This is a genomic window from Lentzea albidocapillata subsp. violacea (assembly GCF_900100275.1).
GTDB classification, from domain to species: Bacteria; Actinomycetota; Actinomycetes; order Mycobacteriales; family Pseudonocardiaceae; genus Lentzea; species Lentzea violacea.
The window spans coordinates 252569-274052 of record NZ_FNET01000002.1; the positions used below are offsets into that span (position 1 = coordinate 252569).

The window sequence follows — 21484 nt, forward strand, 5'->3', positions numbered from 1 at the left end:
TGCACTACGCACGGTGGCCGATCCGCCGTGTCACCGCTGCCGTGTCACTGCTGCCGTGTCACCGCTGCCGTGTCACCGCCGCCATGTCACCGCCGCCATGTCACCGCCGCCATCTCACCGCGGTCCGTACCACCGCAGCCATGTCACCGCAGCCATGTCACCGCGGTCCGTACCACGCGGTCGTGCCACCGCTCCCCGCGCGATTCCTCCTGACGCAACGCGCGATCCCCGGATTTGGTTCCCGCTCTATCCACAGCCTATCCAAGTCCGGGTAACCACAGGTCAGCACCTACGCAGCCTGTGGACAACTCGCGATCATGTCACGAAAGAGAGCCACTCATGAGCCTGGACAAGGTGGTCAGCGGACCGGCCGAAGCCGTGGCGGGCGTCCGGTCCGGCGCGAGTGTCGCGGTCGGCGGCTTCGGGCTCGCGGGCATCCCGTGGTTCCTTATCGAGGCGTTGCTGGAGCAGGGTGCGGACGACCTCACGATCGTGTCCAACAACTGCGGCGTCGACGGCGCCGGGCTGGGGCTGTTGCTCGAACACCGTCGCATCAGCCGGGTCGTCGCGTCCTATGTCGGGGAGAACAAGGAGTTCGCCCGGCAGTACCTGGCCGGCGAGCTTACCGTGGAGCTCACTCCACAAGGGACACTCGCCGAACGGCTCCGCGCCGGAGGTTCCGGAGTCGGCGCCTTCTACACGCCCACCGGCGTCGGCACGCTGGTGTCCGAGGGCGGGCTGCCGTGGCGGTACCACCCGGACGGGACCGTCGCGCTCGCCTCGCCGCCCAAGGAGGTGCGCACGTTCCACGGCAAGGAGATGGTGCTGGAGGAGTCGATCGTCACCGACGTGGCCCTTGTGCGCGCCGCCGTCGTCGACCGGGCGGGGAACTGCGTCTTCCACGCCGCCGCACGCAACTTCAACCCCGCCGCCGCGATGGCCGGCCGGTTCACGGTTGTCGAGGCCGAACGTGTCGTCGAGGTCGGCGAGATCGACCCCGACCATGTGCACCTGCCTGGTGTCTTTGTGCAGAGCGTTGTCGCGCTTACCCCGGAGCAGGCTGGCCGCAAGGACATCGAGAAGCGCACCACCCGCGCCCGGCAGGAGGAGAACTGACATGGCCTGGACCCGCGACCAGATGGCCGCCCGCGCCGCGCTCGAACTACGTGACGGCGAGAACGTCAACCTCGGCATCGGCCTGCCCACGCTCATCCCCGGCCACCTGCCGGCGGGCTCCACGGTGACGTTGCACGCGGAGAACGGCATCCTTGGCGTCGGCCCGTTCCCCTACGACGACGAGGTCGACCCCGACCTCATCAACGCCGGCAAGCAGACCGTCAGCGTGCTGCCGGGAGCGTCGTTCTTCGACTCCCCCACCAGCTTCGCCATGATCCGCGGCGGCCACATCGACACCGCGGTGCTCGGCGGCATGCAGGTCTCCGCGCACGGCGACCTCGCCAACTGGATGGTGCCCGGAGCGATGGTCAAGGGCATGGGCGGCGCGATGGACCTCGTCAGCGGTGCCCGCCGGGTCATCGTGCTGATGGAGCACAACGCCCGCAACGGTGACCCTAAGCTGGTCGGCACGTGCACCCTGCCGCTGACCGGACGCGGGGTCGTCTCCCGCGTCATCACCGACCTGGCCGTGCTCGACGTCGCCGACGGCGCCTTCCGCCTCGTCGAACTCGCACCCGGCAGCACGGTCGAGCGCGTGGTGGCGAGCACGGGAGCACCGGTGCTGGCCGGAGAACTCAGTGTCGGCTGACACCGGGTAGCGTTACGCCGGCACCGGCGACATCGCGTAGAAGCCGTTGGCGCTCAACATGTTCAGGAGCAGATGCATCCTCGCGTCAGCGCGGAGGCCGTGGTCGCGGTGCAGTACCGCGAGCCCAGCGGGTCGTGTTCGCGCCACAGGTGAGGACACACCACGCAGGTCGCATCGTTGCCGGGGGCGCTCACATCGTCGTCGAGGGCGGTGGTTCCTGAATCAGGCATGCGGTTACTCCGATGATCGGCGCTGGAACGGAAGAACGGGTTCGTCAGCGCGTACGCCTGGCCGGGGAGCCGAGTTCGTCTCGGCGCTGCTGCACGACGTGCCCTCGGTGGCCCCACCGTACTCCGCCACGGGCAGAGCCTGCTCAGCGCCACGTCGGCGCCAGATCCTCGTCCGCCTGCACGACCATGGACTCCAGCCGCGGGCCGCCGAACGTGGTGACCATGGCGACGTCGGCCGCGTCCCGGCCCCGGCCGATGACGACGCGGCCCTTGCGGGGCTCGTTGTTGCGTGGGTCGAAGGTCCACCAGCGGTCGCCCAGCCAGACCTCCATCCACGCCGCGAAGTCCATCGCCGCGTCGCCGGGCGGCACGTCCAGGTCCGGCAGGTAGCCGAAGACGTACCGGGCGGGGATGTTGAGCGCGCGGCAGAACGAGATCGCCAGGTGCGTGAAGTCGCGGCACACACCGAAACCGGCCGCGTTGACGTCGGCCGCGGTGGACAACGCGGTGGAGGTGCCGTAGCCGAAGCTCAGCGACTCGTGGACGTGCCGGCAGATCTCCCGCACCCGGCCGTAGCCCGGCGGATGGGCACCGAACCGCGACCAGGCCTCGTCACCGAGCACGTCGGACACGCAGTACCGGCTCGGCAGCGTGTACATCAGCACGTCGTCCGGCAGACCGTCGGGCAGCGTCTCCGGCACGGTCTCGTCCACGTCCTCCGTCCTGTCCGGCACGTCCACCCACGCGTTGTAGTGCACTGTGGACAGACCGGGGGGAAGCACGACGCGGGTGTTGCGGTTGCCGTACAGGTCGAGGTGGTGCCGCATCGGGACGTCCGGCTGCACGTCCATGTGTTCCTGGCTCACCCGCACGTCCGCGCTCCACAGCGGCCGCACGAGGAACACCGCGGGCGTGGGCACCTCTGCGCGGTAGGTGAACGCGCAACCGACGCGGAGCAGTCGAGTGCCCCACGTCAGCTGTGCCACGCCGGTACCGTAGTGGCGCGAGTTCAACGCACCCGCTCCGGTATGTGGTCCAGCGCGCGCAACACGTGCACCGCGAGATCCTGTGCCACCTTGCCGTCGAGCTGGGCCTGATCGGTCAGCACGTCCTGCACCATCTTGAGCCTGCGCTCATACGCGGACGTGTAGGTCTGTGTGGTCATCGAGCTCCTCGGAACGTCTGTTCGGGTATGCGGGTGCCGCCGGTTTCCACGAAGTCCACAGTGGATTCACTCGCCACGGCGCCGTGCAGCAGGGCCTCGGTGGTGTCGGCGTTCTCACGCTGGGCGGCGCACATCATGGAGTGGTGGGCGGCGGAAGGTTCGGTGTCCGGCGGGACGAGGAGCAGGGTCAGGCGGCGCCGGTCTCCCGCGATGACGTCCACGGTGTGCGCGGGCCTGGACCAGAACCCACTGAGCCGCACCCGGACGCCGCGTACGGCGATCTGGCGTGGCGCGGTGTCCCACTCGGTCAGGTTGTAGCTCACCCGCGGGATCTCGCCCAGCCGAACTGCCAGCACCGTCAGCAGCGCGGGCAGTTCGGCGGCGAGGTCCCGGGAACGCGGCCACCAGGCACCGTCGACATGCCCCGTGGAGAGCGCATTCGGCCGCAGCCGTAATCGCAGCGGAGTCCGAAGCTGCTCGGTGGCCGTGACGGCCGGAGGGGCCATGGAAAGGTGAGGAGCCGACGTCATGCCGGGACTCCCGTCTCCAGTCCTGAGGAGGACCGGTTCAGGTTTCACCGAGTGCGACGTGAGCTTGAGTGCTCAGGTGCGAGATGCTCTCAGCAAAATCGATACTACACCATTTCCGGCATGATCGCCGAAAAACGATTTCCGTTCCGGAAATTGAAGATCCGCCATTCGCCGGGAAATCTTCTGGCGAAAATCGGGTGGTGTCAGGGTGCGTAGCGTTCCATGCACTCCGCGAGGTCCGACCACCCCATCGGAGGCGGGCCCGCCACGGACGGCTGCCGGACGCCGGGACGCGTCATGGACTCGGCCACGAGACCCGCCACGGCCTCCGGTGCCTGCACGATGTCCCCGGAGAGGCGGCCGAGCACGATCAGCGGCTCGGCCGGATCCGTTTCGATCGACACCGCCCAGCCCTGCGTCGCGCTCCAGACGAGCATGACGTCGCGGTCCGGATGGGCCACCGCACGGCAGCCGAGCGCGATGTAGGCCGTGGCGGTGTCGGTGACCTCGAAGCTGGCGCCTTCGCGCGGCACGCCGAGGGCCTCGGCGACCTTCCACACGTACCGTTCGAGGGCCCCGGCCAGCAGGTGGGTGCCCTCCGACGTGGCGGCCGGCGCGACGTTCCGGCGGCGTGAGACTCGATCATCACTGATGGGCGCGGTCACTGCCATGCGACTCCGTGTTCCTCAGATCGCTGCGGAGCCACAACGGGCGGACTCACAGACCGCGGAGGTGCCGAAGCGAGCGGACGAGCCGATCAACGACTCTGCGCCCCCACTATAACCGCTCGCAACACTGGCGAAACATTCTCGGGCGGTCGTTGCGGCAGATGCCCGGGACCATCGCCGCCGGCGCGCGGGGGTGCGGCTCCGCCCAGCCGGCCTCACCGCAGCGCCGATGTGGTCCTCCCCACGCCGATCAGCCGTGACGGAAAAGGAGGCGTTTTTCGACAAAGGCCGGTTGTGTTTTTTCGCCACGAGCGAGATTCACGCCGGACTGCCGGTGAGCAATGGTCACTCCGAATCGGACGAAGTTCGCCGGCTCGGCCAGTTCGAACTGTCCTGGCTGTAGCGGATCGGAAATCGTGCGAACTGGTCGCGCTCAGCGGCCGTCCACGCGGTCGCGATGAGCTCGAAGGTCTCGCGTTGTTCGGAGGCGAACCGGCGGCGTTCGGCCTCGCCCGCGCCGGTGAGTTCGAGGACCGTCCGGCGGCCGTCCGCCTGCGAGGCGGCACGCCTGAGCAGGCCGTCCGCGACGCAGGCGGCCACGGTCCGGCTGGCGACGGGCTGGGCGACCCCATCTCGCCGACGAGCCCGCCCACCGTCATCTCGCCGGAACTCTCGTGGACCAGGTTCAGCACGAGGTTGCGGGTGAGGTCCCCCCGTCCGCCCGAGGTGCGGCGCCGCAGTCGTGACAGCCTGCGACGACGAGATCATCTCCATGATCAAGGACGCCGGCATGCCGGCTGGCGCCGTGGTGCCCGTCTCGGGCGCTGAGCGGCGTCACGCCCTGCCGAGTGCCGCCGCCGGCACCGAGCGGCGCGGCAGCAGCTTCTCCGACCGGTCCCCCGTCGTGGTCCTGCGCCCTCTCGCGGGGACGCCTGTGGCTACACCCGCTCGGACTCGACCGTCGTCACGGACTGACCGGCGGACGGCTCGCGGCTCTCCAGCGAGATCCCGCACTTGCCGACCAGCGCGGCACCGGCACCGATCGTCGTCACCACCGGAGCGGCGAACGCCGCGATCAACCCGAGGGCCACCGGCACCTCGAGCACCACGTCGTCCTTGCTGTCCCGGATGACGACGCGGCGGTGGAAACCCTCGCTGACCAGCCCGCGCACGGTGTCGACCACCGAGTCGACGGTGGTCCGGGTGGGCTCAGGCCTGGATTCGCTCATGATTCTCCTCGCACTGCGGATGTCGTTGACGACTCCAGAGTGCCTGCGGCCGGAAGCCCTGCCATCAGGGTTTCCCCCTGACCTCCACCTGATCTATCCCTCATCCGCGACGGCCACGAGGGTGAACTCGGCACGGCCGGAACGCACGCCGTTGACCTGCAGTTCGACGGCGTGCCGGCCGGGGTGGTAGCGGCGCGTGGTCAGCACCCGGAACGAGTGCGCCCGGCTGAGCTCGTAGGTCTCACCGGGCTCGACGGTCCGGGTGGTGAGCTTGAAGGTCTTGGCGGTGAGCGTGCCGTTGGCCTTGACGTGGTGCACCACGTAGTCGATCACCAGCCGCGCGGGCTCCTGGCCGAGGTTGCGCACCGAGCCCGTGAACGACAGCGTCTCCCCGATCACCACGGTGCCGGAGGTGAGCAGCGGACCGGTCACGTCCAGGTGCGCGGAGGTGAACCCGAGCACCTCCAGCGCGCCCGGATGGCCCTGTTTGACGAGCGTGCGCAGACCGTGGCGCACGACGCGTGCGGTGTTGTCGTCGGGCGCGGCCATCCACTCGCTCGCGGTCGCGACGACCAGTTCCGGGTCCCGGCGGCTGATGTCGTTGAGGTGGTTGGCGACCGACCGCCGGACGTACTCGCTCTCGTCGCGGTACAGCGCGTCGAGGATCGGCAGCGTGGCCTTGGGCTCGGCGAGGATGCCGGGCACGCGGACGGCCCAGGGCAGCAGCGGGCGCGTGCCCTCCGAGGCCAGCCGGCGCACGTCCGCGGACTCCGAACGGGTCCAGAGCAGGATCGTGGCCAGTGCCCGCCCGAGATCCTGGCCGAGCAGGGCACGCAGGGCGAACTCCGAGGTCAGCCGGGGTGTCAGCTCCGCCAGCAGAGCGAGCGCGTCGTCGAACGCGTCCACCCCGCCCTCGTCGATCGCCTTCGCGGCGACGGCACTGGTGACCGGCCAGATCAGCCATCCGGTGAAGGCCGGCGCCCCGGCGGCCGCGCGCACGGTCCGCGCGAACGAGGCGTAGTCGCCCGGCAGGTCGGCGAGCAGCGCGTCACGGATGAGGTCGCTGCGCTCCCTGAGCGCCAGCGGCGCCAGGGCGGTTCCGGCCGCGCTCAGCCGGGGCAGGCGCGCTCCCGGTGACACGCTGCGCAGGGCGGCGGTGAGGGCACTCACGGCCGGAGCACCGATCAGCTCGTCGGCAAAGGGCATGTCGTTCTCCGCCGGAGACTGATCCGGAGTAGTGGGAATCCAGGCAGTACAACGCTACCCGTCACCGGTTCGGTCTCTCCCCCTGCCGCGGACGTGCACGCCGAATCGCGCAGGCTCTAGCATTCCCTGCGAGCGCGTTGAGCGACCAGCGCAGCGAACTCGATCCTGGTGAGAGGACCGGCGGTATGGACGACTTGACGATCCCACCGAGCCAGGACGGCGCACCCGACGCCGGAGCCGAGCGGCAGGACCCGGTGGAGCGGCTCGACGACGCGACCGACGCGTTGATGATGCTGCGGGACGGTTTCTCCGGCGAGGAACCGCTCGACGAGGTGCTCCAGCGGCTCAGCGAGACCGCGACGAGAGCGGTCCAGGACGCCGACGCGGTCACCGTCACCGTGAACCCCGAGCAACCGAGGACCGCGGCCGCCAGCGTCGCCGCGCTCATCGAGATCGACGAGAAGCAGTACAGCTCGAACCGCGGTCCGTGCCTGGAGGCCGCCCGCACGCTCCGTGCCGTGCGCGCCGTGGTCGGGGGCAACGGGGGCAGCTGGCCCGAGTTCGACGCGGCCGCCGAGCAGCACGGCGTGCGCGCCTACCTGTCCGTGCCGATCCTGCTGCCGGCCGCGGACCACAGCGACGCCAAGCACGTCGGTTCCCTCAACCTCTACAGCTACAACGCCCTGGCGTTCGACCCGTTCGACGAAGGCGTGATGCGGCTGTTCACCACCGCCGCCAGCGCCGCGATCGACAACGCCCACCGGTGGCAGCGCTCCCGCGACCACATCACCCACCTCGAGACCGCGCTCGTCTCACGCGCGGTCATCGACCAGGCCAAGGGCGTGCTCATGGCGGTGCATTCGTGCACCGCGGACGAGGCCTTCGCGATGCTCGTGCAGGACTCCCAGAAACGGAACGTCAAGCTGCGTGAGGTCGCGCAGGGCCTGCTCGACAGCGTCGTCCCGCGCTGAGCCCGGCGCCCCAAGGAGGGTCGGCTGCGGGCGTTACGACTCCGCCGAGCCGGGTTCGGACATCCTGCGGTGCGCCTTGGCCTTCACCGGGTCCGGCAGCACCCGGCCCGCGAGCGCCTGCGCCTTGTTCTTCACCGAACCGGCGACGACGTGGTCCCTGCCCTTCATCAACGCCTCGAAACCCTGGCGCGCGACCTGCGCCGGATCGTCCTTGGCGGCCTGGGCGACCCTGGTGTCCTGCATGCCCGCGCGGTCGAAGAAGTTCGTGTCCGTCGGACCGGGCATCAGCGTGGTCACGCTGATGCCGGTGTCCTTCAGTTCCTCGCGCAGGCCCTGCCCGAACGAGGCGAGGAACGCCTTCGACGCCGAGTACACCGTCTGGAACGGACCTGGGGTGGTGGCCGCGATCGACGACGTGAACAGCACACGCCCTTCCTTGCGGTCCACCATGTCCGCGAGCACGCGGTGCGTCAGGTGCACGGCGGACGTGACGTTCAGGTTGACGATCTCCAGATTGTCGTCCACGGACGTGTCGCGGACGAAGTCGCCGCCGACACCGACCCCCGCGTTGACCGCGAGCGCGTCGACCGGCCGCCCGCTCGCCCTGATCCGCGCGACGAGCTCCTCGACGCCCTGGTACGACGAGAGGTCGACCTGTACGGCGTCGACGTGGACGCCACGGCCTCGAAGCTCGCCGCCGACGGTGCCGATCGCGTCGTCCTCGGCCGCGATCACCAGATCGTAACCGTTGTCCGCGAACACCTTCGCGAGTTCGAGTCCGATACCGCTCGACGCTCCCGTCACGACTGCCTGTGGGTTCACCGATCCTCCTCCAGAGCGCGTGGCCGACACCACGGAGGTACCCCGGACCGCGCAGGGCATTCGCGGTTGTTACCGACACCGGGTAAGTAACCGACGTCCACTGTGGATCTGTTGGGGCCGCTCGGGAAACAACCTCCGTCAGCCGCCCACGGCCGTGAAGGAACTCACGTATGGATCCGGCATGACCGCACGTAGGCTCGTTAGGTCCGGGCCGTGTCGTGTCTGGCCCAATCCCCGTTCGAGGAGTTGTGTATTGCGGCGAACGATGCCGCCGATGTTCCGCGCCCTGAGCCATCGGAACTACCGCCGCTGGGCAGCCGCGGATCTGATCTCCGTGACGGGCTCGTGGATGCAGGTCATCGGTGTGAACTGGGTGGTGCTCGAGCGCACCGGTTCGGTGACCTCGGTCGGGTTCTCGGTGCTGCTCAGCACGCTGCCCGCCGTTCTGCTCGGCCCGTGGGCGGGTGCGCTCGCCGACCGGTTCCCGGTGCGCCGGATCGTGCTCGTCTGCCAGGCCCTGCACGCCGTGCTGGCGGGCATGCTCGCGTTCGCCGTCTGGTCGGAGCTGCCGATGACGCCGATCTACGCGCTCACCTTCGCGGCGGGGCTGGTCACCGTGTTCGACGGTCCCGCTTTCGGCCGGCTGAGCAGCCAGATCGTCCCGCGTGACGGCCTCGCCAACGCGGTCGCGCTCGGCTCGGTGATCAGTTCGGTCGGCCGGATCCTCGGGATGAGCACGGCGGGCGTGCTCGTCGCGCTGGTCGGCGCACCGGTGTTGTTCGTGCTCAACGGCCTCAGCTTCGTCGCCGTCATCGTCGCGGTGCTGACCATTCGCAGTGCGGAGTTCCACCCCCTCGCCACGAGCGCTCCCAGCCGGGCGGGTGTGCGGGAGGGCCTGCGGTACGTCACCGGCAGCGGGCGTCTGCTGCTGCTCGTCACACTCGGGTTCGTCCTGTCCTGCCTCGGCCGCAACTACCAGGTCACCATGGCGGCGATGAGCATCGACGCGGCGATGTACGGCCTGCTCTCGTCGGTGTTCGCCATCGGCACCGTGCTGGGCGGGCTGGTCGCGGCGGCCCGGCGCACGCTGTCCGTGCGGCTCCTGCTCGTGGCCGCGACCCTCGCGAGCCTGCTCCAGGCGGTCGGCGGCCTCCTGCCGAGCCCCGTCGCGTTCGCCGTTGTGCTCGTGCCGATCGCCGCGGCGGCGGTGCTGATCGACACGACCATGAGCACCCGTCTGCAACTCGACTCCGAGGACGGCATGCGTGGCCGGATGCTCGCGATCAGCGGCTCCGCCGGTGCCGCCGCGGGTGCGGTCGGCGCGCCCCTGCTCGGCTGGCTGTGCGAGCGGATCGGGGCGGACACGACGCTGGTGCTGGCGGGCACCGTGACCCTGCTGGCGACGCTGAGCGCGGCCTCGCTCTTCGGTGCCTCCCCGCAGCGGCGAACGGCGTTCGCCCACCGGGTGCTGCACCGGCGGCGTGGTGTGGCACACCCGGCCGGACATCCGCACCAGCCCGCGCCGGTCACGCGCCCGCGCCGCCGTGCTCGGGTGCGGGCGAGGCCCAGGGCCGAAGCACACGGACGGTGACAGCGGCGTTTCCGGCCCCTGTTCGTGGGTAGCCAGCCGCCATGAGCACGGAAGTCCGCATCACGTCCATGGCCGACCACGAGTACGCCGCCGAAGTGCACGAAGGCACGGAGACGACCACTCATCACGTCGTGCTGACGCAAGGCTTTCTCGACGATCTCGCGGTGCAGGAGCCGGACGGGCCCACGCTGGTCGAGGAGATCATCCGGTACCTGCTCGACCGCGAGCCGAACACGGCTGTCCCGCACGAGCTGGATCCCGCGGCGCTGGTCGGTCAGGACGCCGAGTTCCTGCCCGAGCTGCGGCGCCGCCTGGGTGCGGAGTGAGGCTCGTCTGACGACGACTACGGGCGGTGGCGCAGGATGGCGCCGACGCCCTGCAGGACCTCGATGCCGTCGCCGGCGACGACGTTCGCGCCGGTCACGGCCGCCGCGCGGGTGAACGCCTCGTCCGCGCGGTTGCGCTCGACGCCGGCCGGCTCGTCGGCGAACTCACGGACGCCTGCCTCGTCGGCACCGACCTGATCGGGCCGGTCACTCGTCCACACCAGCTGGTCCGCGAGCACGTCGGGGTTGACGACGAGCGTGTCCACGTTGGCCTCGCGCAGCGCCTCCGCGACCCGCTCGACGCCTTGGACGGCGAGCCCGTCCCGGCCGAGCTCGGCGCGGAACCGCTCGACGACGTCGGCATCACGCCGCTGCTGACGTTGTGCGACCAGAGCACGCACGGCGTTGCCGAACTCGTCGTCGTCCGTGCCTTCGGCCAGTCCCGTTCCCTCGACCTCCACGACCAGGTCGTCGTCGAGTCCGAGCTCGCTGCGCACCGCGCTGCGCGCCTGCACCTCACCGCCGAGAACGACGAGTTCGGCCCGTACCTCGTCCACCAGCCGTTCGACCTCGTCGGCGACCTGCTTCGCGTTGTGCTTGACGGTGTCCTCCACCCGCTGCTGCATCCGCCGGTGGGACCATCCGCCGCCACCGGCCTTGTGCAGCGGGTGCTGCCGGCCGCGCACGGACTGCACCAGCTCGACCTGTCCGTCGAACGAGTGCAGGTCGGCGCCGGACGAGTCGGCGACCACGACGACGTGCGGTACCGGTGGCGGCAGGTAGGAGGCGAGCGGCAGCAGGTCCGGCAGTGACGAGTAGCGGGTGACGTCGGCGGGTGGCGGCACCGGCAGTGTCTGGTCCACCAGCACGGACGCCCCTGACGCGATCAGCACGCGCCCGGCCTTGCCGGCCGGTGGCTCGGCCGCGGCCACCGCCCTGTCCAGCGCGGCCAGCGTCTTCTCCGGTGCGCCCTGGTCCGCCAGCTGGTCCCGCAGTCCCCGCCAGCGCAGATCGGCGATCTTGGCCGCGTCCTCGGTGTCGTGCGACGCGTCGAGGTAGACCGATGCGAACGGACCGGGGGCTGTGGCTACGTCTCGCAACTTCGACATGTCCATGTAACCGGTGTTCCCGGTGAGTCGACATCTACACGGCAGTCACTGCACCATCGCCAGCGACGGCCGGGCGACGCGCAGGTACAGGTGTTCGGTCCTGCGCGCGACCTCACCCCAGGTGAAGCAGGCGGAGACCCGGTCGGCCCCGGCGGTGCCGTAGACGTTGCGCCGGGAGCGGTCCGCGAGCAACGCCCGCAGCTCCTTCGCGAGCCGTTTCGGATCTCGCGGGGGCACCAGCTTCCCGGTGATGCCGTCGACCACGGTGTCGAGGAGCCCGCCGACCGCGGAAGCGACCACCGGCAGGCCGCACGCCATCGCCTCCAACGGCACGATGCCGAACGGCTCGTACCACGGTACGCAGGCGACGACGTCCGCCGAGCGCAGGAAGTCGGGCATGTCCTTGCGGGCCACCTGCCCGACCAGCCGGACCCGGTCGCGCACCCCGAGGGCCTCCGCGTGCGCGAGCAACCGCTGCGCCTCCCGGTCCGTTCGCAGCTTGCGGCTGGGCGGGCCACCCGCGATCAGCAACTCGGCGTCCGGCACGGTCTGCAGGGCGGTGATCAGGTCCTCGAACCCCTTGCGTGGCACCAGCCTGCCGACCGACACGATCCGCCGCGGGCGGGGAGAGGCCGGGGCGGGGTGGAACAGCTCCGGGTCGACGCCGCACGGCACGACGGCGGTGCGGGTACGCCGGATTCCCATCCTCACCAGCTCGTTCACCTCGTCGTCGCAGGTCGCGGCGATCAGATCGGCCTTCTTGCCGATGATCCGCTCGACCGCGATCCGCTGGGGAGGGCTGGTGTCCGCGTCGTGCTGGTAGCGGCGTTTCACGGTGCCGAGCGCGTGGAAGGTCTGCACCACCGGCACGTCGAGGTCGCGCGCCGCCATCACGGCGGCGAAGCCGGACATCCAGAAGTGCGCGTGCACGACGTCAGGCGGTGTGGCACACCAGTCCGCGGCCAGAAAGCGGGCGAACTCCCCCATGAACGGCAGGAGTTCGTCCTTGGGCACGTACTCGGCAGGTCCGGCGGGCACGTGCACCACCTCGTAGCCGGCCTTCGCGCGCACCCGTTCAGGGAGCTTGCGGTCGTCACGCCGCGTGTAGACCACGACCTCGTGTCCCCGCGCCACCAAGGCTTCCGAGAGCGCGGCCACATGCACGTTCTGCCCACCGGCGTCGACCTCGCCCAGCTCCGCCAGTGGGCTTGCGTGCTCGGACACCATCGCGATCCTCATGCCCTCACCTCCGTCGCACAGCCGATCCCCGTCCACGACAGGGGAAGTCCGGTCCATAGAGGAGATTTATCCGCCAGGAACGGTTCGAAACACCACTCGCCGAAGCGCTACTCCGCGTCACCGCACCGCGCTCGTCCGACGATCAACGCCGCCCGTCCGGGTGTCCCACGCTGACCAGTCGAAAGCCCGCCTCGCGGACCTTGGCGGCGGGAACGACGCCGCGGGTGTCGACGAGCACCGGGGTCGTCATCCGGTCCGCGAGCGCGGGCCAGTCGAGCTCGGCGAACTCCGGCCACTCGGTGAGCACGACCAGCACGTCACGGCCGTCCGCCAGTTCCTCCGGTGTGCCGACGACGGTGATGCCGTCGACGTCGTGGCTGATCGCCGGGTCGTAGGCGCTGACCTCGCCGTCCAGCAGGCGCGCTATCGCGAGCGCCGGCGAGTCGCGCAGGTCGTTGGTACCCGCCTTGAACGTGAGGCCGAGCAGTCCGATCCGGTCGCCCTCGATCATCTGTGCGATGCGACGGACCTGGTGGTCGTTGGTGTCGACGGCGGCGCGCAGGGTCGCGAACTCGACGTCCTGGTCCCGCGCCGTGGTGAGCAACGCGCGGGTGTCCTTGGGCAGGCAGGAGCCGCCCCAGCCGGGGCCGGGCCGCAGGAACGCGGCGCCGATGCGTTCGTCCAGGCGCATGCCCTCGGTGACGCCGTCGATGTCCGCGCCGACGTGTTCGCACAGCTCGGCGAGGGTGTTGACGAAGGACAGCTTCACCGCGAGGAAGCTGTTGCAGGCGTATTTGATCAGCTCGGCCGTGGTGTTGTCGGTGAGCACGACCGGTACGTCGCCGTAGAGCTCGGCGACCCGTCTGGCCGCCTCCCGGTCGGCCGAACCGACCACCACCCGTTGCGGCCGCAGGAAGTCCTCGACCGCGTGGCCTTCCCGCAGGAACTCCGGGTTCGACACGGTCGGCCGGTGCGCGACGCCCTGCGCGGTGCCGACGGGAACCGTCGACTTCAGCACCAGCACGGTGTCCTCCCGCACCTGCGCGACGACATCGTGCACGGCGGTGAGATCGGCTTCGCCGCGCTCCCCCGACGGCGTGGGAACGCAGACGAACAGAAAGTCCACCTCACGCGGAAACACCGTGGTGAACTCGATGTCATGCTGTTCCAGCAGCTCTGCCAGCCCCGGTTCGACCAGGTCCACCTCGTTGCGCCGCAACCGCTCGACCTTCGCCTCGTCCACGTCCGCGCAGACGACGTCGTGGCCCAGGTGCGCCAGGCAGGCCGCCGTGGTCAGGCCGACGTACCCGGCACCAACGACACCGATTCGATGCACGTTCGCCCTCCCGACATGTCTCGTGGGGCTTGCTCGTCGTTCTGGGTCACCCGCACCTGGAGCTCGCCACGAGCCCGGTGCAGACAGGCGGCCGGCGGGATGGCGGCACTCGTCACGATCATCCGCACGACCTCCGGTGCCGTACGAGGCCCCGGGGCGATGCGCTGCGCCGCGAACCGCGCTGTCATGGCGGCCCAGCCGAATGCCGCGACGGCCGCGGCACGCCTGTTGCCAGCAAGTCCACAAACGACAGCAGCAATCGCGAGGCCGGTGGTAACGGCGTGTTCGCGCAACCTGCCGCGATGCCCGCCGATCTTCTCCCGCCATTGTGGACCGTGCAGCTTGCGCATCAACGCGTCGTCGGCGTTCCCGCGCTGCTGCTTCACGCTGGTGAAGAAACCGGTGCGCCGCACGGGATGCGTGGTGACCCGGTCACCGAGCACGACCCGGTACCCGAGGTCGATCACCCGCAACGCGAGGTCGGCGTCCTCCCGGTAGGCCCTGGGGAAACGTTCGTCGAACCCGCCCGTCTGCAGCAGCACGGACCGGCGGTAGGCCATGTCGGCGGTGATCCACTTCGCGCCGGCGAGGCCGGAGGTGTTGCGCTCCCAGTCGGTCGGCCTTCGGTCCGGCGGCAGCGGCACCTCGATGCGTGCCTGACTGGCCGCCACGTCGTCGTCCACCGCCGCGAGGTCCTGGACGAGTCGTCGTTTCCAGTCCGGTGGCGGCAGCACGTCGTCGTCGAGGAAGACCACCCACTCGCTGGTGGCCCGCTGCCACCCGGCGTTGCGCGCGGCCGCCGGTCCGCGGCCGAACCGGTCGCACACCACGATGATCTCGTCCGGCGGCGGCCCGTCACCGTGCCTGATCGCGTTCACCACGACGTCGAGGCTCTCGCGGCCGACCGTGGGGATGACGACCGTGTAGCCGGTCATCGCCGCACCACGAACGGGCCGATCGCGAGCAGGTCGATCGGCGAGGAACCGAAGCACTCCAGCGCGTCGCGCGGGGAGTCGACCATCGGCCGCCCGGCCGTGTTGAGGCTGGTGTTGACCACGACCGGCACGCCGGTGCGGCGGTCGAAGTCCTCCAGTACCCGTTCCAGCAGCGGGTCGTCCGCCACGGTCTGCGCACGGGCGGTGCCGTCCACGTGCACCACGGCCGGGATGCGGTCCCTCCACTCAGGACGGACGTCGTGCACGAAAAGCATGTAGGGACTGGGAACCGGTCCGCGCTCGAACAGCTCGTGCGCCCGGCTCTCCAGCACCATCGGCGCGATCGGCCGGAACTGCTCGCGGCCCTTCACGTCGTTCATCCGTTCCAGGTTCGCCGCGTAGCAGGGGTTCGCGAGCAGCGACCGGCGACCCAGCGCGCGTGGCCCGTACTCCGACCGCCCCTGGAACCACGCGACGATCTTGTCGTCCGCCAGCGCCCGCGCCACCACCGCGGCCAGGTCCGCCGGCTTCTCGTACACCACCTTCGCCGTCTTCAGCACCTGCTCGATCTCGTCGTCGCTCCAGCTCCGGCCGAGGTCCGCGCCCGGCATCGGCGCCAGCGGCTCACCCGACGCGACGTGCAGCGCCGCTCCGAGCGCGGTGCCCGAGTCGCCGGCCGCGGGCTGCACCCACACGTCGTCGAACGGTCCCTCGGCGAAGATCCGCGTGTTCGCGACGCAGTTGAGCGCCACCCCGCCCGCCATCGCCAGCCTGCGTTCACCGGTCTGCTCGTGCAGCCACGTGGTAAGTTCCAGCAGCACTTCCTCCAGCCTGCGCTGCACGCTGGCGGCGAGTTCGGCGTGTTCCTGCAGCAGTTCGCCGTCCGGCGGCTTGGCCAGGGTGTTCCACTCGATCGGCACGATCCGGAAACCGCCGTCGGCAGTGGTGATGTGCTCGCGCATGAGGTCGAGGTGCACCGGTTCGGCGTGCGAGGCGAGTGCCATGACCTTGTACTCGTCGCTGGACCGCAGGAAACCGAGGTGCTCGGTCAGGTCCTCGTAGAGCAGGCCGAGCGAGTGCGGCAGCCGTTGCTCGGCGAGCCTGACCAGCGCCTGGTCCTCGTACCGCCCGGCCAGGTAGGAGCCGCACTCGCCACGTCCGTCCGCCACCAGCACCGCGCAGTTGCCGCCGAACGGTGCCGCGAGCCCGGTCGAGGCCGCGTGCGCGGCGTGGTGCGGCACGAACCGCACGATCTCCGGGTCCAGGCCGGGCAACGCGGTGGCCAGGAACTGCGGTGCCCGCCGGGCGTACTCGGTGCGCAGCGCCTCCCACGGCGCGGTGTCGTCCTCCGCGAGTGCCGGATCGTAGGAGTACGCGACGGCGTCGAGATCGGCCGGCGTGAGCCCTGCCTTCTCCAGGCACCACCTCGCCGCCATCTCCGGCAATTCCCACGCCGAGAACGGCACCGGCCGCTTGCCGTGCTTGCGCCGGGAGAACCGTTCCTCCTCGGCGGCCGCGACCGTGTGCCCGTCGATCACGAGGGCGGCCGCGGGGTCGTGAAAAATCGCGTTGATGCCCAGAACCCGCATCACGCCTCCCTCGCCATCAGTCGAAGTCCTTGTTCCAGCGGGATCTGCGGCTCCCAGCCGAGCAGCTCCCGCGCTCTGGTGACGTCCGGCCTGCGTCGCCGGGGGTCGTCGGTCATCGCACCGACGTGCACGATCTCGGAGTCGCCGCCGGTCACCTCGATGACCTGCTTGGCGACCTCCAGCACTGTCACCTCCTCGGGGTTGCCGAGGTTGACCGGCCCTGCCTCGTCGCTGTCCGCCATGGCCAGCACGCCGCGCACGAGATCGGAGACGTGGCAAAGCGACCGCGTCTGCGTGCCGTCACCGTGCACGGTCAGCGGCTCGTTCTTCCGAGCCTGCGCGAAGAACGTCGGCAACATGCGACCGTCACTCGACTTCATCCGCGGCCCGTAGGTGTTGAAGATCCTGACCACGCCGACGTCGAGCCCGTGCTCCCGCCGGTACGCGAACGCGAGCGCCTCACCGAACCGCTTCGCCTCGTCGTACACGCTGCGTGGCCCGATCGGATTGACGTTGCCCCAGTAGGTTTCGCGCTGCGGGTGTTCCAGCGGATCGCCGTACACCTCGCTGGTGGACGCGACGACCACCCGTGCGCCGTGCCGTCTGGCCTCCTCCAGCACGTGGTGGGTGCCGAACCCGCCCGTCTCGAGCGTGCCGACCGGTGACGCCAGGTAGGCCGACGGCGACGCGGGACACGCGAAGTGCAGCACCAGCTCGCTGGGCGGCAACCGGAACGGTTCGCGCACGTCGACGTGCATGAGGTCGACGGCGGGCGGCACGTTCGCGGGCTCTCCCGTGCTGAAGTCGTCCACACAGGTCACCCGCATGCCGCGCGCCACAAGGGCATCACACAGGTGCGAACCGAGAAAGCCCGCACCTCCGGTCACCACAGCACGCTCTGCCATGGCAATGAGCTACCCGGCGAAACGCTGCCTACACCGCTTCCGGAAAAGTAGGCGACCCCGCGCTGCCCCAAGGATCGTGTTGCCGCGGGCGGGTCACAGGGTCGCCATTCCCGGTGATGAGGAGGAGGCTGGGCGCATGACCTCACCCAGCCGTGGTTCCGGCGATGCCGCCGCGGCACAGCGCCTCGTCGAAGCGGTCACGAGGCGAGCGGCACTGCACGAAGCCATCGGCGTCGTGCGGGCCTGGAGTGGCGACCGGGACGGCGTGCCGGCGTGGTTCTGCGAGCGGCGCAGCGACGCCGAACGTGAGGCGGAGGTCGCGCGGGTCAACGCCGTCGTGGACGCGGCGGCCGAGCGGCGCGCGGACCCGGACTGGGACTAAGAACTCTATCGAAGTCTGGCCCGATGAGAGTCGCGCTTGAGGTGGTTCCTGGTGGTGCGGCCGGACGGCCCGGCTAGCGCTGATCAGACTTCGTTACAGACCTCAGGACGCCGGCAACTCCGCCGCTTCGAGGTCTCCGCCGGTGAGCCGGCGGGCCACGTCACGGACAGGGCTCCGTTGCGTGGCGGCGTAGCCGAAGATGAGGCGGCGGGCCTCGTCCGTGCTGGTGTCGAGGGTGCCGGCGACCATGCCGATGGCGTGCGCGAGCATCAAGCGGTCGTTGAGCGTGGTCAGGGTCTGCTGGGCCAGCCGGTGCGTGCGCGCCGGGTCGTCCTCCAGTGACAGGCCCAGCACCGCCAGGTCGGCGAGCACCTGCCCGAGCCGTTGCTCCCACTCCCGCCACGGGGTGACGGCCGCGTAGAACACGTTGAGGCCACCGACCGCGCCCCCGGCCAGACGCATCGGCACGGCGTGCACCGCCCGGAACCCGGCCTCGAGCGCGGCACGGGCAAAAGCCGGCCAGCGACCTCTTTCCAGGTCCGGGCAGGCGATCGTCGCGTTGTCACGCACGCAGTCCACGCACGGGCCTTCGGCGATCTGGCTCTGCAGCAACTCCAGGAACCGCGCCCGCTCGTCGGAGGCCGCCACCACGCTCAGCCCGCCGCGCGGATCGGCCAGCAGCACCCCGGTCGCCGAGGCGGACAGCAGGCTCTCGCAGGCGGCGGTGACCAGGCGCAGGACCGACTCGCCGTCGTGACGGCCGACCAGGCTCGCCGTGAGCTCGCTCAACGTGACGGCGATCTGTTCCTGGGCCTGGGGCACGCCCGCAGCATACGACCCACCAACGCCCGGTGCTCGCGGCACAGTCAGTCCAGCGGAATGCGCCCGATCACTGCCGGTTCGCGGCTGACCCTAAGGCCAGGACGGTTCCTCCGCGTGGGCCACGACGAGTTCGCGCACCTCACACCCCGCCGGCTGGCTCAGCGCGAACATGATCGCGGCCGCCACCCGGTCCGGCGGGTTCAGCTTCGCCGTGTCCGCCGGTTTGTACTGCTCGTCGCGGTCGTCGAAGAAGTGCGTGCGCATGCCGCCGGGAACGACCAGCGTCACGCCGGTCCGGCCGGCCGTCTCGGCGGCCAGGGCGCGGGTGAAGCCGACGACGCCGAACTTCGACGCGCAGTACGCCGTGGCGTCGCTGACCGCGCGCAACCCGAGGGTGGACGCGATGGTCACCACCCGGCCGTTCTCCAGGTACGGCAACGCGGCGCGCACGACCGCGACCGTGCCGAACAGGTTCACCCGCACGACGTGTTCCCACTCCGCCGCGGGCACCTCGTCGAGGCGACCGCACCTGTCCACACCCGCGGCGGTCACCACGGCGCTCAGGCCGCCGTTGCGGGAGACCAGGTCCCGCACGGCGCGTTCGGCGGCGTCGGTGTCCGACAGGTCGACCGACTCGAAGTCCGCCACGTGCGGTGCCGACGGCGCCGCCTTGTCCAGCACGAGAGGCCGTCCGCCCGCCTCGTGCACGGCGTCGACCACCGCCGCACCCAGTCCGGACGCACCTCCGGTCACCAGCACGTCACCCAGCATCAAGCCCTCCTCGACAGGATCTCGGTCGTCGAACGGCCGCGGTGGTACGGGACGATGACAGTCCGGCCGCCCCAGTGCCGCACCACAGCCGTCTCCGGCAACAGCTCGGCGGTGTAGTCACCGCCCTTCACCCACACGTCCGGCCGCAGGTCGCGCAGCACGCGTTCCGGTGTGTCCTCGCGGAACACCACCACCTCGTCCACGCAGCCCAGCGCGCGCAACACCTCCACGCGGTCGGCCTGCCGGTTCACCGGGCGCTCCGGTCCTTTCAGCCTGCTCACCGACGCGTCGGAGTTGAGACACACCACCAGGCAGTCGCCGAGTTCCCGTGCCGCCCGCAGCATGCGGACATGACCGGCGTGGAGCACGTCGAAGCACCCGCCCGTGGCCACCACCACTCCACCACGAGCGCGCACCGCGTCCACAGTGGACAAAGGCGCACCGGCCATACCCGAGACACCGCCGTCGGCCAGGAACCGCGCTGCCGAGAGAACGGCGTCCGCCACGGCCTCCTCAGGCGTGGCACCCGCGGCCAGCCGCGCCGCCGCCGTCGCCGCGAACCTGTCCCCCGCCCCGCAGGGGTCGAGCACGGACACCTTCGGCGCGGGCACCGCGACAGGCGTCCCTCCACAGTGGAGCAAGGCACCGCCGGAGCCCCGCGTCACCGCCACCGCACGCGAACGCCACCGCGACAACAGCTCCTCCGCCGCCTTGAACGGGTCGGCGTGGCCGCTGAACGCCGTGGCCTCGGCGAGGTTCGGTGTCACCAGCCGGGCGTCGGGCACCGGCGCCGGACCACGGGGATGCGGGTCCCACACCACGGGAACGCGGGTGAGCACCGCCCGCAGCCGTTCGTCGCGGAGAAGCCCGCGGCCGTAGTCGGACGCCAGCACGAAGTCGGCGGACAGCACCGCGTCGAGCATCTCGTCGGTGGCCTTGGGCTCCGCAGAGCCACCACCGCGGTCCATGCGCGCCAACGAGGTGCCTCCGCAACGCAGGCGCGTCTTCACCGACGTGGGCGCGGCGGAAGGCCCGAACACGGCCGGCACCTCCAGCAGCGAACGGATCCGGTGCCCGTCCTCGTCGTCGGCCAGCACGCTGACCAGCGTCACGTCCACGCCGTCGCGCGACGCCATCGTCGCCGCCAGCGCGGCACCTCCCGGCCTGGCCCGTTCGGCGGACACGTCGAGGACGGGAGCGGGCGCGTCCGGGCACAGCCGCTCGGCCGTGCCCTCCACGTCGACGTCCAGCAGCGCGTCGCCGACCACCACCAGCCTCATGAGACCCTCCGCAGGGTCGCGGGCAGGGCGGCCTCGAAGGCCTCACACAGGGCGTGGACCGCGACGAGCTGCGCCTCCTGCACGTGACACGGGTCGCCGGGCAGGTCCAGGACGTCGTCCGCCAGGTCTGCCAGCGGGTTCGGTGCCGGGCCGGTGAACGCCCAGACCTGTGCCCCCACCTTCCGGGCCGTGCGGGCGGCTTCCAGCAGGTTCGCGCTGCGGCCACTGGTGGACAGCAGCACGACGATGTCCCGCGGCCGCGCGTGCGCCGCGATCTGCCGGGCGAAGACCTGGTCGTAGCCGTAGTCGTTGGCGATCGCGGTGACGCTCGACGTCTCGGAACACAGCGCCAGCGCCGAGAACGGCGCGCGGTCGTGCCGGTAGCGGCCGACGAGCTCGGCCGTCAGGTGCTGCGCCTCGGCGGCGGACCCGCCGTTGCCCGCGGCGAGCAGCCTGCCGCCCTCGGTGAGCCTGCGGGCGAGCGTGCCGCCCCAGCGGGTGAGCCGGGGCGCCTGGTCCCGCAGGGCGGTCAGCGTGCCGGCCAGTCCGTTCAGGTGCTTCTCCACGCTCATCGCGCCACCGCCAGCGGGCTGGCATGCTCGGAGATCATCGC

25 protein-coding genes are annotated in these 21484 nt (G+C 70.7%); 6 read left to right on the top strand and 19 right to left on the bottom strand.

From position 1 onward, the window contains the following. Positions 1–339: 339 nt before the first annotated feature. Entirely contained in the window at positions 340–1116 is a 777-nt protein-coding gene (locus tag BLR21_RS06175) for a CoA transferase subunit A (RefSeq protein WP_090004720.1), read from the top strand. Between the two features lies 1 nt (position 1117). After that, positions 1118–1765, top strand: a complete 648-nt coding sequence (locus BLR21_RS06180; protein WP_090004721.1) for a 3-oxoacid CoA-transferase subunit B — start codon at positions 1118–1120, stop codon at positions 1763–1765. Between the two features lie 62 nt (positions 1766–1827). On the opposite strand, the gene BLR21_RS44620 is transcribed toward BLR21_RS06180, so the two are convergent. From BLR21_RS44620 to BLR21_RS06210, 8 genes are all read right to left on the bottom strand, one after another. Beyond that, positions 1828–1995 carry an RGCVC family protein gene (locus BLR21_RS44620; RefSeq protein ID WP_218130772.1) on the bottom strand — a complete coding sequence of 56 codons (168 nt, stop codon included), beginning with the start codon at positions 1993–1995 and terminating at the stop codon, positions 1828–1830. Between the two features lie 143 nt (positions 1996–2138). Further along, positions 2139–2981 carry a transglutaminase-like domain-containing protein gene (locus tag BLR21_RS06185; protein WP_218130773.1) on the bottom strand — a complete coding sequence of 281 codons (843 nt, stop codon included), beginning with the start codon at positions 2979–2981 and terminating at the stop codon, positions 2139–2141. A gap of 23 nt (positions 2982–3004) precedes the next feature. Next, positions 3005–3160: a DUF6307 family protein gene (locus BLR21_RS42315; protein WP_176929503.1), complete on the bottom strand. Its 156-nt coding sequence runs from the start codon at positions 3158–3160 to the stop codon at positions 3005–3007. Beyond that, the gene (locus BLR21_RS06190; RefSeq protein WP_176929504.1) at positions 3157–3690 is read right to left on the bottom strand and encodes a DUF5994 family protein; all 534 of its coding nucleotides are present in this window, start codon (positions 3688–3690) and stop codon (positions 3157–3159) included. The genes BLR21_RS42315 and BLR21_RS06190 overlap by 4 nt, the downstream gene beginning before the upstream one ends. 203 nt (positions 3691–3893) lie before the next feature. Further along, complete coding sequence (locus BLR21_RS06195) at positions 3894–4361, bottom strand: DUF6292 family protein (protein WP_051769164.1); 468 nt, start codon at positions 4359–4361, stop codon at positions 3894–3896. Between the two features lie 342 nt (positions 4362–4703). Then, positions 4704–4958, bottom strand: a complete 255-nt coding sequence (locus tag BLR21_RS43575) for a MarR family winged helix-turn-helix transcriptional regulator (RefSeq protein WP_256334500.1) — start codon at positions 4956–4958, stop codon at positions 4704–4706. A gap of 338 nt (positions 4959–5296) precedes the next feature. After that, the gene (locus BLR21_RS06205) at positions 5297–5587 is read right to left on the bottom strand and encodes a DUF4342 domain-containing protein (protein WP_090004722.1); all 291 of its coding nucleotides are present in this window, start codon (positions 5585–5587) and stop codon (positions 5297–5299) included. Between the two features lie 93 nt (positions 5588–5680). Then, positions 5681–6793 (bottom strand): DNA alkylation repair protein, encoded by a 1113-nt coding sequence (locus BLR21_RS06210; protein WP_090004723.1) that lies wholly within the window; start codon positions 6791–6793, stop codon positions 5681–5683. 185 nt (positions 6794–6978) lie between these two features. Between BLR21_RS06210 and BLR21_RS06215 the strand changes: the two genes are divergently transcribed. After that, on the top strand, positions 6979–7764 hold the full coding sequence (locus BLR21_RS06215; RefSeq protein ID WP_090004724.1) for an ANTAR domain-containing response regulator: 786 nt from the start codon (positions 6979–6981) through the stop codon (positions 7762–7764). 33 nt (positions 7765–7797) lie between these two features. Here the strand turns inward: BLR21_RS06215 and BLR21_RS06220 are convergent, their stop codons facing one another. Beyond that, on the bottom strand, positions 7798–8586 hold the full coding sequence (locus BLR21_RS06220) for an SDR family NAD(P)-dependent oxidoreductase (RefSeq protein ID WP_256334501.1): 789 nt from the start codon (positions 8584–8586) through the stop codon (positions 7798–7800). Positions 8587–8860: 274 nt separating this feature from the next. On the opposite strand from BLR21_RS06220, the gene BLR21_RS06225 reads away from it, so the two are divergent. Further along, entirely contained in the window at positions 8861–10177 is a 1317-nt protein-coding gene (locus tag BLR21_RS06225) for an MFS transporter (RefSeq protein ID WP_090004726.1), read from the top strand. 41 nt (positions 10178–10218) lie between these two features. Further along, complete coding sequence (locus BLR21_RS06230; RefSeq protein ID WP_090004727.1) at positions 10219–10503, top strand: hypothetical protein; 285 nt, start codon at positions 10219–10221, stop codon at positions 10501–10503. A gap of 17 nt (positions 10504–10520) precedes the next feature. Here the strand turns inward: BLR21_RS06230 and BLR21_RS06235 are convergent, their stop codons facing one another. The 6 genes from BLR21_RS06235 to BLR21_RS06260 form a co-directional block, all read right to left on the bottom strand. Continuing rightward, entirely contained in the window at positions 10521–11612 is a 1092-nt protein-coding gene (locus BLR21_RS06235; RefSeq protein WP_143027629.1) for an Rv2629 family ribosome hibernation factor, read from the bottom strand. Between the two features lie 45 nt (positions 11613–11657). Then, on the bottom strand, positions 11658–12851 hold the full coding sequence (locus BLR21_RS06240; protein WP_090004729.1) for a glycosyltransferase: 1194 nt from the start codon (positions 12849–12851) through the stop codon (positions 11658–11660). A gap of 142 nt (positions 12852–12993) precedes the next feature. Continuing rightward, on the bottom strand, positions 12994–14187 hold the full coding sequence (locus BLR21_RS06245; protein WP_090004730.1) for a UDP-glucose dehydrogenase family protein: 1194 nt from the start codon (positions 14185–14187) through the stop codon (positions 12994–12996). Further along, on the bottom strand, positions 14145–15122 hold the full coding sequence (locus BLR21_RS06250; RefSeq protein ID WP_090004731.1) for a glycosyltransferase family 2 protein: 978 nt from the start codon (positions 15120–15122) through the stop codon (positions 14145–14147). The genes BLR21_RS06245 and BLR21_RS06250 overlap by 43 nt, the downstream gene beginning before the upstream one ends. Further along, complete coding sequence (locus BLR21_RS06255; RefSeq protein WP_090004732.1) at positions 15119–16711, bottom strand: carbamoyltransferase family protein; 1593 nt, start codon at positions 16709–16711, stop codon at positions 15119–15121. Before BLR21_RS06255 ends, BLR21_RS06250 begins: the two co-directional genes overlap by 4 nt. Further along, positions 16711–17616: an NAD-dependent epimerase/dehydratase family protein gene (locus tag BLR21_RS06260; RefSeq protein WP_090004733.1), complete on the bottom strand. Its 906-nt coding sequence runs from the start codon at positions 17614–17616 to the stop codon at positions 16711–16713. The genes BLR21_RS06255 and BLR21_RS06260 overlap by 1 nt, the downstream gene beginning before the upstream one ends. 136 nt (positions 17617–17752) lie before the next feature. Between BLR21_RS06260 and BLR21_RS06265 the strand changes: the two genes are divergently transcribed. After that, complete coding sequence (locus tag BLR21_RS06265) at positions 17753–17998, top strand: hypothetical protein (protein ID WP_090004734.1); 246 nt, start codon at positions 17753–17755, stop codon at positions 17996–17998. Positions 17999–18100: 102 nt separating this feature from the next. Here BLR21_RS06265 and BLR21_RS06270 read toward each other — a convergent pair whose 3' ends face one another. The 4 genes from BLR21_RS06270 to BLR21_RS06285 all read right to left on the bottom strand — a co-directional run bounded on the left by BLR21_RS06270 (position 18101) and on the right by BLR21_RS06285 (position 21443). Continuing rightward, entirely contained in the window at positions 18101–18820 is a 720-nt protein-coding gene (locus tag BLR21_RS06270) for a GAF domain-containing protein (RefSeq protein WP_090004735.1), read from the bottom strand. Between the two features lie 90 nt (positions 18821–18910). Beyond that, complete coding sequence (locus BLR21_RS06275; protein ID WP_090004736.1) at positions 18911–19591, bottom strand: SDR family oxidoreductase; 681 nt, start codon at positions 19589–19591, stop codon at positions 18911–18913. Continuing rightward, complete coding sequence (gene rfaE2, locus BLR21_RS06280) at positions 19591–20871, bottom strand: D-glycero-beta-D-manno-heptose 1-phosphate adenylyltransferase (protein WP_090004737.1); 1281 nt, start codon at positions 20869–20871, stop codon at positions 19591–19593. The genes BLR21_RS06275 and rfaE2 overlap by 1 nt, the downstream gene beginning before the upstream one ends. After that, complete coding sequence (locus tag BLR21_RS06285; protein WP_090004738.1) at positions 20868–21443, bottom strand: D-sedoheptulose-7-phosphate isomerase; 576 nt, start codon at positions 21441–21443, stop codon at positions 20868–20870. The genes rfaE2 and BLR21_RS06285 overlap by 4 nt, the downstream gene beginning before the upstream one ends. Positions 21444–21484 lie beyond the last annotated feature (41 nt).

Coding starts and splice junctions, on each gene's coding strand:
- BLR21_RS06175 (WP_090004720.1), top strand. CDS start 340: ATGAGCCTGGACAAGGTGGTCAGCGGACCGGCCGAAGCCGTGGCGGGC.
- BLR21_RS06235 (WP_143027629.1), bottom strand. CDS start 11,612: ATGTCGAAGTTGCGAGACGTAGCCACAGCCCCCGGTCCGTTCGCATCG.
- BLR21_RS06275 (WP_090004736.1), bottom strand. CDS start 19,591: ATGCTGGGTGACGTGCTGGTGACCGGAGGTGCGTCCGGACTGGGTGCG.
- rfaE2 (WP_090004737.1), bottom strand. CDS start 20,871: ATGAGGCTGGTGGTGGTCGGCGACGCGCTGCTGGACGTCGACGTGGAG.
- BLR21_RS06215 (WP_090004724.1), top strand. CDS start 6,979: ATGGACGACTTGACGATCCCACCGAGCCAGGACGGCGCACCCGACGCC.
- BLR21_RS06240 (WP_090004729.1), bottom strand. CDS start 12,851: ATGAGGATCGCGATGGTGTCCGAGCACGCAAGCCCACTGGCGGAGCTG.
- BLR21_RS06195 (WP_051769164.1), bottom strand. CDS start 4,361: ATGGCAGTGACCGCGCCCATCAGTGATGATCGAGTCTCACGCCGCCGG.
- BLR21_RS06180 (WP_090004721.1), top strand. CDS start 1,118: ATGGCCTGGACCCGCGACCAGATGGCCGCCCGCGCCGCGCTCGAACTA.
- BLR21_RS06225 (WP_090004726.1), top strand. CDS start 8,861: ATGTTCCGCGCCCTGAGCCATCGGAACTACCGCCGCTGGGCAGCCGCG.
- BLR21_RS06205 (WP_090004722.1), bottom strand. CDS start 5,587: ATGAGCGAATCCAGGCCTGAGCCCACCCGGACCACCGTCGACTCGGTG.
- BLR21_RS06285 (WP_090004738.1), bottom strand. CDS start 21,443: ATGAGCGTGGAGAAGCACCTGAACGGACTGGCCGGCACGCTGACCGCC.
- BLR21_RS44620 (WP_218130772.1), bottom strand. CDS start 1,995: ATGCCTGATTCAGGAACCACCGCCCTCGACGACGATGTGAGCGCCCCC.
- BLR21_RS06265 (WP_090004734.1), top strand. CDS start 17,753: ATGACCTCACCCAGCCGTGGTTCCGGCGATGCCGCCGCGGCACAGCGC.
- BLR21_RS06255 (WP_090004732.1), bottom strand. CDS start 16,711: ATGCGGGTTCTGGGCATCAACGCGATTTTTCACGACCCCGCGGCCGCC.
- BLR21_RS42315 (WP_176929503.1), bottom strand. CDS start 3,160: ATGACCACACAGACCTACACGTCCGCGTATGAGCGCAGGCTCAAGATG.
- BLR21_RS06210 (WP_090004723.1), bottom strand. CDS start 6,793: ATGCCCTTTGCCGACGAGCTGATCGGTGCTCCGGCCGTGAGTGCCCTC.
- BLR21_RS06230 (WP_090004727.1), top strand. CDS start 10,219: ATGAGCACGGAAGTCCGCATCACGTCCATGGCCGACCACGAGTACGCC.
- BLR21_RS06190 (WP_176929504.1), bottom strand. CDS start 3,690: ATGACGTCGGCTCCTCACCTTTCCATGGCCCCTCCGGCCGTCACGGCC.
- BLR21_RS06260 (WP_090004733.1), bottom strand. CDS start 17,616: ATGGCAGAGCGTGCTGTGGTGACCGGAGGTGCGGGCTTTCTCGGTTCG.
- BLR21_RS06250 (WP_090004731.1), bottom strand. CDS start 15,122: ATGACCGGCTACACGGTCGTCATCCCCACGGTCGGCCGCGAGAGCCTC.